Source organism: Nocardia abscessus NBRC 100374, from assembly GCF_000308455.1.
GTDB lineage: Bacteria > Actinomycetota > Actinomycetes > Mycobacteriales > Mycobacteriaceae > Nocardia > Nocardia abscessus.
On the sequence record NZ_BAFP01000147.1, the window covers coordinates 60,936 to 75,777 of the forward strand.

Consider the following 14,842-nt stretch of genomic DNA (forward strand, 5'->3'; position numbering starts at 1 on the left):
TTTCGACCGTTCCGGCCCTGATCGATCCGCCCGAGTAACACTCGGGTCCCCAACTGCGACGTCCTCGGTGACGTATGGCCCGTCGGGGGGCTTGTCCGTCCACTTTGTCGGTGTATGGAATGGGGATCAGGACATGGCTCTTCGCGAGTTCTTCGCGCGGCATCGCATCGCTTCGGCGGTGGCCGCGCCGGCAGTGCTGGGGGTGGCGGCGGTTGTCGCCGCCTCACTGGCACTGACCTCTACGCCGGAAACCAGGGATACGCAGCTCACCTCGTCGGTCACGGAATGCCACGACATGGTGACCATCTCGGTGGCCGGTCGCAATGACACCCCTGTGGCGGGGACCACGAAGATGCTCGTCGACGCCAACGGGCAACCGTTGCCCGCCGCACTGTCCGGTGACCACAACAGTGAATGGGTGGATCCGGTCGTGAACGCACCGGCCGACGACGTCGATCCCGGCGCGTACGCCGCGGTCTACATCGCGTACCCGGCGAACATGGCCACCTACGAGGACGCCGTCAACGCTGGTGTCGCGAACACCGAGCAGGTGATGCGGGAGATCGCGCAGGCTTGCCCCGACACCAAGTTCTCCATCGTCGGCTACAGCGAGGGCGCCGACGTGGTGCGTCGCGTCGCGATGAAGATCGGCCATCAGGAGGCAGGCCAGGACGGGGAGTACGGAATCGTCGATCCGGACGATGTCGTCGGTGTCGTCATCCTCGCGGACTCGGGTCGCTCGGCGGGAGACGGGCCGTTCCCCGGATCGAAGGATCCCTTCGGCAACCCGGACGGCTTCGACCAGCAATATCAGAACGGCACGAATCCGGTCCCCGGTCAGGGTGCGGTGCAGGGGACCAGCGGTGACTTCGGTGCGCTGAACGGCAAGATCGCCTCGTTCTGCTCCGACGGGGACCTCACCTGCTCGGCGCCGGAGAACATCTCGCTGCTGCAGTTGGTGGTCAACGTGGGCAGGCAGTTGAACGTCGACGCGCTGGAACGAGATGGGCTCACGCCGGCGACCGGGCAGGACGTAGCGGTGGTCCTCAGCCGGATCGCGTTGGCGGCGTTCGCGGACATTCAGTCGCAGCCGAACTGGATGCAGAGCGACGAGACCTTCCTGCAAGTACTGCTGAGGGTGTCGGATCCGGCGTACAAACCGGGTGAGCAGCCGAAGGCCCCGGCGAAGGCGGACTCGATTGCGACCGAGCAGATGTCGCCGCTGGCCTACCTGCCGCAGAAGGTGCTCAACGAGATCATCGGCCTCATCGTGACGAACCAGAACACGATCCCCGTGATCATGAGCGACCCCTACAATCTCACGCTCGGCCCGAACCACACCGGTCACCACTTCGACTACTGGCACGACGCCGACCCCGACGCGGGCAAGCCGCTGACGTCCGCCGAGTACGCGGCTGCCTGGCTCACCCACCTGGCGAAGCAGGCACAGGCCGGTAAGCAGGTCGACCCGACGTCCAAGCCGCAGGAGGCCGACCTCGCCGCGGTGTACAAGGCGGTGACGACCTCCTCGGCGGCGCCGACCACCGAACCCGTCAAGGAATCGACCACGGCACCGAAGACCACGAGCGCCGCGCCCGCGACCACCGGCGGGGCGACGACTGCAACGCCGCCGTCGGAAACCTCGAGTGCGACGACGACACCGCAGGTCACCACCACCACGCCTGCTCCGTCTTCGGTCGCGGCGCCGGTCGAGGCCCCGAAGACGACCACCGCCGAGCCGACCACGACGACAACGCAATCCGCGGCGACGAGCACCAGTTCCACCGCGAAGGCATCGAACTGATCGACTCGCCGGCTCGCGATCACCGCCGACAGGGGTGCTCGCGAGCCGACGTGCCTTCGATCGGACCAGGCCGCCTTCGGCCCGGATGATCTGGCCGTTCACCAGTGGCCGTCGGTCCAGGCGCCACCGCGTTGACCATGATCCCGGCCGCACAATTCGCGGGCCGGGATCATGGTCAACGCCTCGACGGCTCCTTTGCCGGCCGGGCAAGCGCCTCAGGCCGGAAATGCCGCACCAACGTGGAGAAATTGACGATCGCCCCACCCGGTCGCAGGCGCCGCGGCGCCTGTTGGTCGATGACGAAGGTGCCGCGAATATCGGCGCAGGACTCCGGCGAAGACAGCGAGTCCGGTCGCACCGTCAGGAATGCGCGCCGCGCAGGTGGCGCTCCAGCACTTCGATGCGGTGGCGCTGCAGGTCGGTGAATTCCTCGGGGTGGTGGATCTCCACGCTCAGCCGTCCGTCGAAGGTGCTGATGACGCAGGTGCCGCCGCCCGGTTGCTGGGGACGGCGGCCGGTCAGGTCCGGTTTCGCGAGCATGGTGGAGTGGAAGTCGTCGATGCGCAGCATGTCCTGCTCGGGTAGCGGCGGGATGGTGCCCCAGTTGGTCGCGATGACCACGCCGGGCAGGGCGGGCCTCGGTGCGGCTGCCATGTCGGGGATGCTCAGGGGCGTGCGTTGCACGATGCCCGCGGTCAAGCCCGCGTGCAGCGCCTCGCTGATGCCGCGGGCCGATTCCACCAGCGTCACGTCGGACGCGGGGGAGAGGTAGTTGGCGAAACCGAGGACGTTCGTCCCTTCCGTGGCGGCGATTTCGGGGCTCACCCTGGTCCGCAGGTCGACGGAGTACAGGTAGAGCAGTCCGGTCAGCGGCAGTTCACGAATCTCGGCTTCGGTCCGCAGCAGAGCCGCCGACACCAGACCGTGCACCGTCACGTTCTCGCGATGCCCCAGCGCGACCAGCGCCGCGGTCTCGTCGCGGGTGAGCAGGCAACGGGTGGTGCGCAGTGTCGGGTACTCGTCGTCGCGCGGCTGCGGAATCGGCGTCTCGGTGGCGGAGGTCTCACCGGCGGGCACGGAGCCGGGCAGCGCCATCTTCTCGATGCCCCGCACCGCGAGCAGGTGCTCCACCGGGTCGGGGAACGCGTGCACCGGCAGGTCGAGTGCGCGACCACCGACCACGTCCCGGTACCCCGTCCAGAGTTCGGTGACGATGGCGAATGCGTGATACGCGTCGGCGATGCTGTGATGGATCATCAGCGTGACACCGGCGGTATCGCCGTCGCGCACCACGCACAGCGCGCAGACACCCGCGCGCTGGTCGAATTTCGCACCGGTGAGGGGGAATTCGGGCGCGGCCTCGGTGACGAATACCTCGGGCGTGGCGTCTGTGACGGCGAAGACGTGACCGCCCTCGCCGGATAGCTCGATGCGTGCGCGCAGGATCGGATGCGCCCGGGCGACGGCCTCGAAAGCGGCCGTCAAGGCGGGCAGGTCCAGCCGGCCGGATACCCGGGCCGAATAACCGATGAAGACCTCGCCCGCGGCGAACATTTCCTCGCTCGGGGCAAGCCGGCGGATGACGTCGACCACGATGATGCATTCCCTTCGCTCCCGGCGAGACTAGCCCGAACATTGTGCCCGCGCGGATCATTCGCCGAATTCGGGCGAACGAGACAGGTGAAACCGTCCAGAATCGGCCTTGTCACATGCGGGAACTGGATGTGTCGGATGATCGGATCACCTGGATAGGCTCCGAGTGGTGGGAAGCAAGCGGAGTATGTGCCGAACCGAACAGATTCAGTCCGAGCCGACCGGTCCGCGCCCATCGGCGGTCCCGCGATGACGCGCCGGGGGTGGGCGCTGTTCCTGGCGATGGGCGTGATCTGGGGCGTGCCGTACGCGATGATCCGGATCGCGGTGGAGGATCTCGACCCGATCGTGGTGGCCTTCGGCCGCACCCTGATCGGCGGCCTGCTGTTGTTGCCGATCGCGCTCTATCGCGATGTGCTCGCCCCGGTGCTGCGGCGGTGGCGGCCGTTGTTGCTCTACACGCTGGTGGAGATCACCGGTCCGTGGTTCCTGATCGGGTACGCCGAGACCACGCTGAACAGCTCGACCGTCGGCTTGCTGATCGCGGCGGTGCCGCTGATCGCGGTGGTGATCGTGACCGTGCTCGGCCACGACCGGTTCGACGCGCGCGGGGTGATCGGCTTGCTCGTCGGATTCGCGGGTGTCGCCGCGCTCGTCGGCCTGGACGTGGATCTGGGCAATCCGGCGGCCGTCGGCGCGATCGGCTTGACCACGATCGGATACGCGGTGGGTCCGATCGTCATCAGTCGAGCGCTGGCCGACCTGCCCCCGTTGGGCGTGGTGACCGGGTCGCTGCTGCTCGCGGCGGCGATCTACGCGCCGTTCGCGGGCTGGCTGTGGCCCGCGCGCATCACCGCCGATGCGGCATGGTCGGTACTCGGCCTCGCGGTGATCTGCACGGCCGTGGCATTCCTGTTCTTCTTCGCGCTGATCGCCGAGATCGGCCCCGCCCGCGCGACGGTGATCACCTACATCAATCCCGCGGTGGCGATCCTGCTCGGCGTCACGGCACTCGCCGAACCACTGACCGCGGGCATGGCGATCGGCTTCCCGCTGGTCATCCTCGGTTCGGTGCTCGGGACCGCGCGCGGCCGCGACAAGCGAGCGGCCGCGGACCCGGCCGCGCCGCCCACACCGGAGGCGGCTGTCCCATTACCCGAGAGGTAATCGCCACGGGGCATGCGCGCACCGAGAATAGGGAGGCGCCGCATGATTCGCGCGGCATCGCTTCGAAAGGACCCCTCGTGTCAGTCACCGTGCCCGCCACTCGAGCGGTGGTCGAAGAGTTACTGCGGCGAATCGGTTCCGGCGACGCGGAAGCGGTGGCCGAGCTGTACGCCGAAGACACTGATTGGCAGCTCAATTGGCCGGAGGCGGAGCACGGCCGGGCGGCGACGCCGTGGATCCGGCACCGTCGCACCCGCGCCGACGCCGCTGAGCATTTCCGCTCGATCGCCGAACACCATGTGCCGGAGGAGGTGGCCACGCGGATCGACCGGGTGCTCGTCGACGGTGACGACGCCGTGGTGTTCGGGGAGATCCGGCAGACCGCGCGCCGCACCGGCCGCGCCTATCGCGCGCGGTTCGCTCTGCACCTCACGGTGCAGGGCGGTCTGATCACCCGCCACCACGTCTACGAGGACAGTCTCGCCGTCGCCCAGGCGTTCGCGCCGGGGGAATGAGCACGTAATACGCTGCTCAGGGTGCTGGATTCCACGGAAGATTTCGCAGACGGACTCGCCGATGTGGCCGCCACCCGCGCCGCCTACAACGACGTCGCCGAACTGTATACCGAGCTTTTCCGGCACCACCTCGCCGGCGCGGCGCTCGACCGGGCAATGCTCGGCGCGTTCGTGGAATCGGTGGCGGGCAACGGTTCCGGGCCGATCGCCGATCTCGGCTGCGGGCCCGGACGGATCACCGGCCATCTCGCATCGTTGGGCGCGCGGGTGTTCGGCATCGATCTCTCGCCACGAATGGTGGAGCTGGCTCGCGTGGAGTATCCACAGCTGTCCTTCGCGCAGGGTTCCGTGGAACAGTTACCACTGGGCAATGAGGTGCTCGGCGGCATAGTGGCGTGGTATTCGCTGATCCACACCCCACCGGAGCGCGTGCCGCACGTGTTGAACGAGTTCTATCGGGTACTCGCGAGCAAAGGGCACGTGTTGCTGGCTTTCCAAACGGCCGACCAGCCCGATGCGGTGGAAGCCTTCGATCACAAGGTCATTCGCGCGTACCGGTGGGCGCCCAAACGGCTCGCGCGTCTGCTCGGCGCCGCCGGATTCACGATGATCGCTCGCATGGTGCGCGAGCCGGAACCCGAGGAGCGGTTCGGGCAGGCCTACCTGCTGGCTTCGAAGGATCGGTGATTCACCGAACACCGTCCCTCCCGTCCGGGTAAGTTCGTCGTGTCGCGGCGGTTTCTCGGCTGCACGAGCCCACCGACAACGTGGTCGATCTGAAATCCAACACTTGCACCATGTCGTCAGGGGGCGACTCATCATGGAATTCATCGCGCCGGTCGATGCCGTCTTCTTACTCGCCGAATCCCGCGAACAGCCGATGCACGTCGGAGCGCTGCAACTGTTCGAGCCACCAGAGGGCGCCGGAGACGACTTCGCCGCGCAGGTCCACGACAAACTATTGGGCAGCACGGACGTCGATCCGAGGTTCCGCAAGCATCCGGCAACGCTCTTCGGAGCGCCGCAAATGGCGTGGACGTATGCCGAAGAGGTCGAACTCGACTATCACGTGCGGCGGCTGGCCCTGCCCGGTCCGGGGCGGATGCACCAGCTCGTCGACCTGGCCTCCGGGCTGCACAGCAGTTTGCTCGACCGGCATCGCCCGCTGTGGGAGTTCCATCTGATCGAGGGCCTCGCCGATGGCAGGTTCGCGCTGTACTCGAAGATGCATCACGCGTTGATCGACGGCGTTTCCGCACAACGCCTACTGCGCCGCACGCTGACCAGCGATCCGGCCTCCAGCGCCACCCTGGTGCCGTGGCATCTGCCGCGTGGCAGGCGCAGGACGGCGACCGGCGCGGTGGGTGCGGCCCGGAATCTGGTCTCCGCGGCGGCCTCCGGCGCCTCGCTGCTGCGCGCTGCTCGTACCGCCCTGCTGCGGCAGCAGTTGAGCTTGCCGTTCGCCGCCCCGCGCACCATGTTCAACGTGCCGATCGGGGGCGCGCGCCGAGCGGCGGTCCGCTCCTGGTCGCTGGATCGGCTGCAGCAGGTCAAGAAGGCGACCGGCTCGACGCTCAACGATGTGGTGCTCACCATGTCGGCGGGCGCGCTGCGACGGTATCTGATCGAGCGAGGCGCCCTGCCCGACAAGCCGTTGATCGCGATGGTGCCGATGTCGCTGCGCGGCGAGGACGACGAGGACACCAACGGCGTGAAGGTCGGGGCGGTGCTGTGCAACCTCGGCACCGACATCGCCGATCCGCTCGACCGCCTGCAGGTGGTCAGCGCGTCGATGCGGGACGGCAAGGACATCTATCGCACGCTGTCGTCCAATCAGACGATGGCGCTGTCGGCGCTGATGCTCAGCCCGCTCGCCCTCAATCTCGTGCCCGCGCTGATTTCGTGGACAAATCCGACCTTCAACATCGTCATCTCGAACGTGCCGGGGCCGCGCGAACCGATGTACTGGAACGGCGCCCGGCTCGACGCGAGCTATCCGCTGTCGATCCCGTTCGACGGCCAGGCGGTGAACATCACGCTGACCTCCAACGCGGACAACCTCGACTTCGGCCTGGTCGGTTGCCGCCGCAGTGTGCCGCAGCTGCCCCGTCTGCTCGATCACCTGGAGTCCTCGCTCGCCGAACTGGAGCGCGCCGCCGTCTGACACCGCGACCCATTCCTCAGAAAACTAGAACGTGTTACTGTCGATGCATGGTGCGCAGGCCAGTTGAGGACGCCGCAGCCGCTTCATGGCGATATTCGCGGCTCGCGGCGACCTCGACACGCAGCGGCCAGGCCGCGCCCCACCGCACTTATGTAACTCGTTCTAGTACACCTGCGCCGCGCCGTTCGCGGCGGAGCAGTTAGGGAGACCAGCACGCCATGCGTACCGAAATCTGCGAACGGCTCGGGATCGAATTCCCCATCTTCGCCTTCACCCACTGCCGCGACGTGGCGGCCGCGGTCAGCAACGCGGGCGGACTCGGCGTGCTCGGCGCCGTCGGCTTCACCGCCGAGCAGCTCGAGGTCGAGCTGGCCTGGCTGGACGAGCACGTGCAGGGCGTGTACGGCGTCGACCTGGTGATCCCCTCCAAATACGAAGGCAAGGGCATCGACGGCCTGTCCCCGGAGGAACTGGAAGCCAAGCTCGCCGAACTGGTCCCGCAGGGCCACCGTGATTTCGCCGAGAAGATCCTCGCCGACCACGGCGTGCCCAAGCTGCCGGACGGCGAACACCACAGCCAGCTGCTCGGCTGGACCGCCACCACCGCGGGACCGCAGGTGGAGGTGATTCTCCGGCATCCGAAGGCCAAGCTGGTCGCCAACGCGCTCGGCACCCCGCCCGAGGACGTGGTCAAGCAGGTGCAGGACTCCGGCAGGCTGATCGGAGCGCTGTGCGGTTCGGTCAAGCACGCGCTCAACCACAAGCGAGCGGGCCTGGACTTCGTGGTCTGCCAGGGCACCGAGGGCGGCGGCCACTGCGGCGAGGTCTCCTCGCTGGTGCTGTGGCCGCAGGTCATCGACGCCGTCGGCGACCTGCCGGTGCTGGCCGCGGGCGGTATCGGCAACGGCCGCCAGGTGGCTGCCGCGATGGCGATGGGCGCCGCGGGCGCATGGACCGGTTCGGTCTGGCTGACGGTGGAGGAGGCCAACGTGCCGCCCGCGCAGATGCAGACCTACATCGAGGCCACCAGCCACGACACCGTTCGTTCGCGCGCGTGGACCGGCAAGCCCGCCCGCATGCTGCGCAACGATTGGACCGAGGCCTGGGAGCAGGCCGACACCCCCGACCCGCTGCCGATGCCGCTGCAGATGATGGTCGCGCTGGACGGCGTGAAGCGTGGCCACCGCTACCCGGAGGCCGCCAAGGACGTGAACTTCAACCCGGTCGGCCAGATCGTCGGCATGATGAACCGGGTCGAGCGCTCCGCCGACGTGATCAACCGGCTGATCCAGGAGTACGTCGAGGCGTGCGAGCGCCTCAACAAGCTCAACGGCGGGATCTGAGCCCGAGCCGCGAATCCGGGTCGGCGATGTCGTGCGGATCTGCGTCGGCATCCCGCCCGGTTCGGTCTTTCCGTCGTGCGACCGCCGGCCCTCGCCGTCGGCGTGATGCACTGCGGCAGCGGTTGATTCGCCGTGGCCGGAATCGGTCCCGGCAACGCGATCACCCTTGGGTCGGACATCGTCGCCATCCGGACTTTTCGAGCCCTATCGTCTGGGACAGACATCTTCGGCGAACAATGCGGCTATACCATTTTCGGGCCGCACCCCGAACTGTTCACGGAAGACCGCAGCCAACCGTCTCAGACGCATTGTGCGGTGTACGAGAGGCTAGGCGGTGGCGGCGTGGGACCGGCCGTCGCCCTCCTCGGCCATGCCCACCAGTTCCTCGAACCGCGCGATGACCTTCTCGTGGTACATGCCGAACAGATCCTCGAACAGCGCCAGCTGCGCCTCGCTCGGCCCGGAGCCGGAATCCCACACTGCGGCCAGCGCCCGCCAGACCAGCACGTGCAGGTCCGGTGCGCCCGCGAAGTACGCCTCGACCGCCTCCGGCACCTCGAGCACCATCTCGCCGATCGAGTTCATGATCGCGCGCTGCATGGGAAGACCGAGCAGAGTGAGCAACCTGCGCACCAGCGCGACCTCGAGTGCCAGGATCTGCCGCAAGTCCGGATCATCCTGGCGAGCAATCGATTCGAGTTCGTCGATGGTGGCTTTCATTTCGGCCGAATCGATCCGCTGCGCCCCACCGGTATAGCCGAGCAGCGCCTCGAGCACGAGATTGCGCTCGACGTCGACGATGTCGCGGAACATCTCTATCGCGATGTCCGGCATGGGAATCGAGAACCGGAACAGCTGGTGGTACACCTCGACGCCGCCTGCCTCACGGACATCACGAATGGTGAATCCCTTGCCGCGCCGGGCTTCGACGAAGCCGTACGACTCCAGCCGGCCCAAGGTCAGCTGCGCGGTCGCGCGGTTCATGTCGAATTCCTCGGCTACCTGACGAACCGACGGCATGAGATCCCCCGGCTGATATTCCCCCGCGGCAACCCGGCGCGCCAACTCGTCGGCAACGTCGGCGACCACCGTTTGGGATCCCATCGAAGTCACCTTTCGACTTGTTTCGAACACGTCCCAGACAGTCTAGGGCCTACTGTGCAGTACTGCACGTGTGTCACACTGGGCCGCGCGACTGTGAGGTGAGTCATGACCATCCGACCCTTCGGAGAGCGCCCCGAGGAGGGGTCGACGGGTAGGCGATCCCGGCTTTTCGCGGCGCGATCACATGGTAAACCTCCTGTTCACGGCGTTGTGCGCGGCGCGAAGCTCGCCGCGCTGCCGGTGGCGTTCGCCGGGCGGCAGGCCGCGGGCGCCGGCAAGCGGGCCCTCGGCAGATCGGCCGAAGAAGTCAATCGCGACATCCAGCTGCGCACCGCACAGCACATTTTCGAGGTGCTCGGCGAGCTGAAAGGTTGCGCCGCGAAGCTCGGGCAGCTGTTGGCCATCTACGAGCTGGCGCTGCCGCCGGATCTCGCCGAGCCGTACCGGATCGCGCTCAGCAGACTGCAGGACGCCGCGCCCGCCATGCTGCCGCACACGGTGCATGCCGCGATGGCCGACAGCATGGGCACCCAATGGCGTTCCCAGTTCCGCGAATTCGATGATCGCCGCGCCGCGTCTGCCTCGCTCGGGCAGGTGCACAGAGCGGTTTGGCACGACGGCAGGCCGGTCGCGGTGAAGGTGATGTACCCCGGCGGCAGGCAGGCGGTGGAGCGCGATCTGGACCACCTGCGCCGGATCTCCTATCTCGCATCGGTATTCCTGCCCGGCGCGGACGTGAAATCGGTGACCGAAGCCATCTGCGCGTCGGTCACCGGGGAGCTCGATTACGCGGCCGAGGCCGATCACCAGAGAGCATTCGCCGCCGCCTACGCCGGCGACCCGGACCTGTACGTGCCCAATGTCGTTGCCCAGCACGGTGATGTGCTGATCAGCGAATGGATCGACGGCACGCCGGTGCCCCGCATCGTCGCCTCCGGCACACGGGCCGAGCGCGACCGGGTGGGCATGCTCATGGTTCGGTTCGTGACCTCGGGCTGGGGCAGGCACGGGCTGCTGTACGCCGATCCGCATCCGGGCAACTTCCGACTGCTGCCCGACGGCAGGCTCGGCGTCATGGACTTCGGCGCGTGCTGCGCGTGGCCGCCCGCGGGTTTCGACGAACTGACGCTCGACTGCTGCAAGGCGATCTTCCAAGGTGGGCCAGGGGATCTGGCGGCGGCCACCCGCAGGCACGGGTTCGTGGAAACCGGACGGGCCTTCGACAGCGAGGCGCTCTACGCCGCGATCACCCCCTGCGGTGAACCGCTCCGGCACACGACCTATCGGCTCACTACGCGCTGGCTGCGACGACAGGTGTTGCGCACCACGAATCCTCGCCTGACCAACGTGATCCGGCAGATGACGATGCCCGCCTACTTCACGCCGTTCGCGCGTTCGTTCCTCACGCTGGTGGGTGTGCTCGGTCAACTGGAGACCGAAGGCTCCTTTCGCGATGAAATCGTGCGCTGGCTACCGGAATTGAGCGAAGCGCTCACCGTGGCCGAGGAGCCGGAGGCCACCCCGCCGACGGTGGACCTGGCCGCCGTACGGAGGCAGCGGCTCGATACGGACGAGCGGGGCCTGCCGATCGGGTGACCCGATCAGCAAGGCAGGCAAGCGTATTCGATATGCTGCACAGCGGGCGTGATCGACGCTGGAATGATCTCCCTATGGAGCGCCGTCCCAGACAGCTTGCTTGTATCCTGTGCTGTCCGGGCGCAGTCGCGTCACCGCGACAACCACGCGTGCCAATCCGGCGCGATGAGCGCCGCCATCTCGTCATAGCCCGCAGCCCCTGGATGCGCACCGTCGCCCGCGCGTACCTCCGCGGACCACACCGGATTGCCGCATAGCGGCTGGTGCACGCGCACGTACGGCACACCTGCCGCCGCGCAGACCCGCGCGAACCGCTCGTCCAGCGCCGCGGTGCGGGCATTGTGCTCGGCGTCCGCGATCGGCGGCGGAGCGACCAGCAACACCGGCCAGTCCCGCTCGGCCGCCTGCGCGAGCAGCTCGCTCAGGTTGGCCACCGACTCCTCGGGGCGCACCCTCGGGCCGCCGTTCTCGTGCATGGCGTCGTTCACTCCGAACGACAGCACGACCCTGGCGTCCACACCCTCCGGCAGCCTGGGCGAGCATTCGGCCCTGAAGCGCGCCAGGATCTCGGCCGAGGTCTGCCTGCGCACCCCGAGGTTGTACGCGGTCAACGGCACTCCCTGCGCATACGCGGCGGACACGAGCCGGCCCGCCCAGCCCAGGCCGCGCGGGTCGCCGACACCGGCGACGAACGAGTCTCCGACAAAGCACACACGCAGATCACGGCTCACCCGCACGATCCTCGCAGCGCCGAGACCGGCCCGCGCACACCGGCCGCGGGCAATATGATCGCGAAGGGTTCGACCGGGAGGGAGTTATGGTGACAAGCGAGCCGGGACTCGCGACGCCGCCGCAGTGGTTCGCGGAGTTGTTCGCCCATCGGCGCTGGATCCGCCGCACCCACCCGTTCCCGCACGTGTACGCCAGGGACGTCTTCGTTCCCGAGTTCTACCAGCGGTTGGCCGAGGAACTGGAACGGGTTCGCCGGGAGCGCCCCGGCCTGTTCGAGACCGTCGCCACCGGTTACAGCGCCGACGGCGTCCGGTTCGCCGACCTGCGCGACGGTCCGCTCGGAGTGTTCGGCTCGCGGGAGTGGCACGACTTGGTCGCCCGGCTCGGCGGAGTGGAGGCGACCGGCGACGTCGAAGGCTCGGTGCACCATCACGGGCCGGGCAGCCCGTTCGGCTGGCCGCACAACGATCTCAACCCGGCCTGGTTCCCCGGGCCGGCGCCTGGTCCCGACGAAGTGCGCTTGCCCGACGGCACGGTCGACACCAAGACCGGGGCGCGGGCGGCGGGCGTCGTCGCCCGCGAGACCGTGCGGGCCGTGGCGGTGCTGTTCTATCTCGGCAATCCGGGGTGGCAGCCTGGCGACGGCGGCGAGACCGCGCTCTACGACCACGTCGCCGACGCATCCGCGCTGCCGTCGGTGGTTCTCGTCCCGCCGCTGGACAATTCGCTGCTGCTGTTCGAGGTCACCCCGCGCACCTGGCATACCTTCGCGGGCAACAACGTCAGAGACCGCAACAGCGTGGTGATGTGGGTGCATCGCCCGAGGGCGGATGCCGAAGGGCGCTGGGGAGGAGACAAGATTGTCCACTGGTGAACGCCGTGTCTGCCTGCTCACCGGCGCGAGCGGCACCCTGGGCGACGCCTTCTGCCAGGCCTACTACCGCGACTACGACATCGTCGCGGTGTGCCGCACGCGCACACCCGCGGTGCCCTCGCAGCTGGAGTGGTACGTCGATCCGCTGGCGCCGGAGGCCGCGGTGCCGGAGAACGACGCACGCGTCTTCGTGGTCCGGTCCGATCTGACCGAGCCGGGCGAAGTGGAACGGGTGGTTGACCTGGCGCTGGCCCGGTTCGGCCGGGTCGACCTGCTGGTGAACAACGCGGCGCACGTCCGTCTGCACCCGCGCGGCATCGTCGACGGCGACGCGGCACTCGACGACTTCGATCCCCATTTCAAGCTGAACGTCGCGGTGCCGCTGCGTCTTTCGGCGCGACTGGCACAGCGCTGCTGGTTGCACGCCGGCCCCGAGAATCGCGCGCGCAACCGCAACATCGTCAACGTCTCCAGCATTTCCGGGTCCGAGGTCTACCCGGGCCAGACCCTGTACTCCGCGTCGAAAGCCGCGCTCAACCAGCTGACCCGCGCGGTCGCCGCCGAGTTCGCCGAGTTCGGGGTGCGCGTGAACGCCATCGCGCCAACGTCATTTCCCGTCCTGGTCCCCACCGAGCTGGTCGCGCGGGCGATCGTGGAACTCGACGCGAGCGACCGGTCCGGTGGGGTGTACGGCGTCGGCGTCGAGCTGGACCAGACGGACGGTCACTCGTTGCGAATGGCCGACGCCGAACCGTAGCCGCGGGCTATTCGCTCGCGCCCAGCCCGGTGGCCCGCTCGGACAGCGTCCACAGTCGCCGGGCGAGATCGGCATCGGTCGCCTGCTTGTTGCGCGGCGGCTCCAGCTCGAAACGATGGAAGTACCGGCCGTTGATCGCCGCGCCGTCGGCGGTGGTGGCCAGGTGCACCAGCGGTTCGGCGCCCTTGTCCGGGCGGATGAAGAACGGGCGCGACAGCGGAGACCGGATGAACCAGCCGAGGCCGAGCGGGGCTCGGTCGTAGACGTGGGTGGCGACCGCCCCCGGATGGAAGGCCGCGGTGGTGATTCCGGTGCCCGCGGTACGGCGGGCCAGCTCCGTGGTGAACAGGATGTTGGCCAGCTTCGACGTGCCGTACGCGCCGAGCTGGCTGAACGAGCCGGTCGCCGCGTTGGCCGTGTCCAGGTCCAGCTTGGCCATCCGGTAGGTCATGCTCGCGGTGTTGACCACCCTGGCGTCGGACCGGGTCAAACGCTCCAGCAGCAGGTTGGTCAGCAGGAACGGCGCCAGGTGGTTGACCTGGAAGGTGAGTTCGTTGCCGTCGTCGGTGACCGTGCGCTTCGGCCACGCGCCGCCGGCGTTGTTGGCCAGCACATCGATCCGGGGGTACCGGTCGAGCAGCTGATCGGCCAGCTTGCGCACGTCGTCGAGCCGGGCGAAGTCGGCGACGAACGGCTCCGCGCCCGCCTTCGCGGCCACCTCGGCCGTCCGCTCCGGCGATCGCCCGACGACCGCGACGGTGGCGCCGCGCGCCGCGAGCCGCTGCGCCGCCGCGGCGCCGATACCCGAGCTCGCGCCGGTCACCACCACGGTCTTGCCGGTGAGGTCCTTGTCCTGTGCCTGGTCCTGCGCTGTCATTCCTGCCTCCCGAGCATCGGTTACGTGACCCGATCGTCTTCGGCTCGCGCTCATTCGGCAAGTATCGACGCGTCCGAGTAGTGCTCGGCGATCTCGTCACTGGTGGTCAGCCACACCCCAGGGTGGGCGGCCACGTACTCGAGCGCTTCATCCAGGTATTTGATCCGGAATGCCTGGCCGATCACGAACGGGTGCAGGGCCAGCGCCATGACGCGCCCGCTGTCGGCCGACTCGGCGTAGAGCTGGTCGAGCTGATCGCGGACGATCCGCACGAAGTCCGGGCCGCTGGTGGCTTTGCCGAGGAAAAGCGTGAGTC

13 protein-coding genes and 1 pseudogene are annotated in these 14,842 nt (G+C 68.2%); 9 read left to right on the forward strand and 5 right to left on the reverse strand.

Features of this window, described 5'->3' with window-relative positions; genetic code table 11:
- The first annotated feature begins 133 nt into the window (after positions 1 to 133).
- Positions 134 to 1,804 carry a cutinase family protein gene (locus tag ON19_RS30240; protein ID WP_043700364.1) on the forward strand — a complete coding sequence of 557 codons (1,671 nt, stop codon included), beginning with the start codon at positions 134 to 136 and terminating at the stop codon, positions 1,802 to 1,804.
- Between the two features lie 360 nt (positions 1,805 to 2,164).
- Here ON19_RS30240 and ON19_RS30245 read toward each other — a convergent pair whose 3' ends face one another.
- The gene (locus ON19_RS30245) at positions 2,165 to 3,397 is read right to left on the reverse strand and encodes a phthiocerol/phthiodiolone dimycocerosyl transferase family protein (protein ID WP_157229891.1); all 1,233 of its coding nucleotides are present in this window, start codon (positions 3,395 to 3,397) and stop codon (positions 2,165 to 2,167) included.
- Positions 3,398 to 3,646: 249 nt separating this feature from the next.
- On the opposite strand from ON19_RS30245, the gene ON19_RS30250 reads away from it, so the two are divergent.
- The 5 genes from ON19_RS30250 (at position 3,647) to ON19_RS30270 (ending at position 8,586) form a co-directional block, all read left to right on the forward strand.
- Positions 3,647 to 4,564 carry a DMT family transporter gene (locus ON19_RS30250; protein WP_043700366.1) on the forward strand — a complete coding sequence of 306 codons (918 nt, stop codon included), beginning with the start codon at positions 3,647 to 3,649 and terminating at the stop codon, positions 4,562 to 4,564.
- 77 nt (positions 4,565 to 4,641) lie between these two features.
- Positions 4,642 to 5,079: a nuclear transport factor 2 family protein gene (locus ON19_RS30255; protein ID WP_083899710.1), complete on the forward strand. Its 438-nt coding sequence runs from the start codon at positions 4,642 to 4,644 to the stop codon at positions 5,077 to 5,079.
- 21 nt (positions 5,080 to 5,100) lie between these two features.
- Complete coding sequence (locus ON19_RS30260) at positions 5,101 to 5,766, forward strand: class I SAM-dependent methyltransferase (RefSeq protein ID WP_218006493.1); 666 nt, start codon at positions 5,101 to 5,103, stop codon at positions 5,764 to 5,766.
- Positions 5,767 to 5,899: 133 nt separating this feature from the next.
- A complete protein-coding gene (locus tag ON19_RS30265) occupies positions 5,900 to 7,243 on the forward strand; it encodes a WS/DGAT/MGAT family O-acyltransferase (protein WP_043700369.1) in 1,344 nt (447 codons plus the stop codon).
- A gap of 218 nt (positions 7,244 to 7,461) precedes the next feature.
- The gene (locus ON19_RS30270) at positions 7,462 to 8,586 is read left to right on the forward strand and encodes an NAD(P)H-dependent flavin oxidoreductase (RefSeq protein ID WP_043700371.1); all 1,125 of its coding nucleotides are present in this window, start codon (positions 7,462 to 7,464) and stop codon (positions 8,584 to 8,586) included.
- Between the two features lie 327 nt (positions 8,587 to 8,913).
- Here the strand turns inward: ON19_RS30270 and ON19_RS30275 are convergent, their stop codons facing one another.
- Positions 8,914 to 9,690, reverse strand: coding sequence for a GntR family transcriptional regulator (locus tag ON19_RS30275; protein WP_043700373.1), 777 nt, complete (start codon positions 9,688 to 9,690; stop codon positions 8,914 to 8,916).
- A 105-nt stretch (positions 9,691 to 9,795) separates the two neighbouring features.
- Between ON19_RS30275 and ON19_RS30280 the strand changes: the two genes are divergently transcribed.
- Positions 9,796 to 11,286, forward strand: a complete 1,491-nt coding sequence (locus ON19_RS30280) for an ABC1 kinase family protein (RefSeq protein WP_227954524.1) — start codon at positions 9,796 to 9,798, stop codon at positions 11,284 to 11,286.
- Positions 11,287 to 11,417: 131 nt separating this feature from the next.
- Here ON19_RS30280 and ON19_RS30285 read toward each other — a convergent pair whose 3' ends face one another.
- Complete coding sequence (locus tag ON19_RS30285; RefSeq protein ID WP_043700377.1) at positions 11,418 to 12,017, reverse strand: DUF459 domain-containing protein; 600 nt, start codon at positions 12,015 to 12,017, stop codon at positions 11,418 to 11,420.
- An 89-nt stretch (positions 12,018 to 12,106) separates the two neighbouring features.
- Here ON19_RS30285 and ON19_RS30290 point away from each other — a divergent pair, with 89 nt between their 5' ends.
- The gene (locus tag ON19_RS30290; protein ID WP_438803651.1) at positions 12,107 to 12,892 is read left to right on the forward strand and encodes a 2OG-Fe(II) oxygenase family protein; all 786 of its coding nucleotides are present in this window, start codon (positions 12,107 to 12,109) and stop codon (positions 12,890 to 12,892) included.
- Positions 12,879 to 13,649 (forward strand): SDR family NAD(P)-dependent oxidoreductase, encoded by a 771-nt coding sequence (locus ON19_RS30295; RefSeq protein WP_227954525.1) that lies wholly within the window; start codon positions 12,879 to 12,881, stop codon positions 13,647 to 13,649. Before ON19_RS30290 ends, ON19_RS30295 begins: the two co-directional genes overlap by 14 nt.
- Before the next feature lie 7 nt (positions 13,650 to 13,656).
- Here the strand turns inward: ON19_RS30295 and ON19_RS30300 are convergent, their stop codons facing one another.
- Together ON19_RS30300 and ON19_RS30305 are read right to left on the reverse strand one after the other, a co-directional pair.
- The gene (locus ON19_RS30300) at positions 13,657 to 14,526 is read right to left on the reverse strand and encodes an SDR family NAD(P)-dependent oxidoreductase (RefSeq protein WP_043700380.1); all 870 of its coding nucleotides are present in this window, start codon (positions 14,524 to 14,526) and stop codon (positions 13,657 to 13,659) included.
- A 50-nt stretch (positions 14,527 to 14,576) separates the two neighbouring features.
- Positions 14,577 to 14,842: pseudogene (locus ON19_RS30305) on the reverse strand (polysaccharide deacetylase family protein); the annotation flags it as partial.

What these genes read in the sequence shown, in the direction of transcription:
- ON19_RS30270 (WP_043700371.1), top strand. Translation starts at nt 7,462, where the DNA reads ATGCGTACCGAAATCTGCGAACGGCTCGGGATCGAATTCCCCATCTTC.
- ON19_RS30300 (WP_043700380.1), bottom strand. Translation starts at nt 14,526, where the DNA reads ATGACAGCGCAGGACCAGGCACAGGACAAGGACCTCACCGGCAAGACC.
- ON19_RS30275 (WP_043700373.1), bottom strand. Translation starts at nt 9,690, where the DNA reads ATGGGATCCCAAACGGTGGTCGCCGACGTTGCCGACGAGTTGGCGCGC.
- ON19_RS30280 (WP_227954524.1), top strand. Translation starts at nt 9,796, where the DNA reads ATGACCATCCGACCCTTCGGAGAGCGCCCCGAGGAGGGGTCGACGGGT.
- ON19_RS30250 (WP_043700366.1), top strand. Translation starts at nt 3,647, where the DNA reads ATGACGCGCCGGGGGTGGGCGCTGTTCCTGGCGATGGGCGTGATCTGG.
- ON19_RS30240 (WP_043700364.1), top strand. Translation starts at nt 134, where the DNA reads ATGGCTCTTCGCGAGTTCTTCGCGCGGCATCGCATCGCTTCGGCGGTG.
- ON19_RS30265 (WP_043700369.1), top strand. Translation starts at nt 5,900, where the DNA reads ATGGAATTCATCGCGCCGGTCGATGCCGTCTTCTTACTCGCCGAATCC.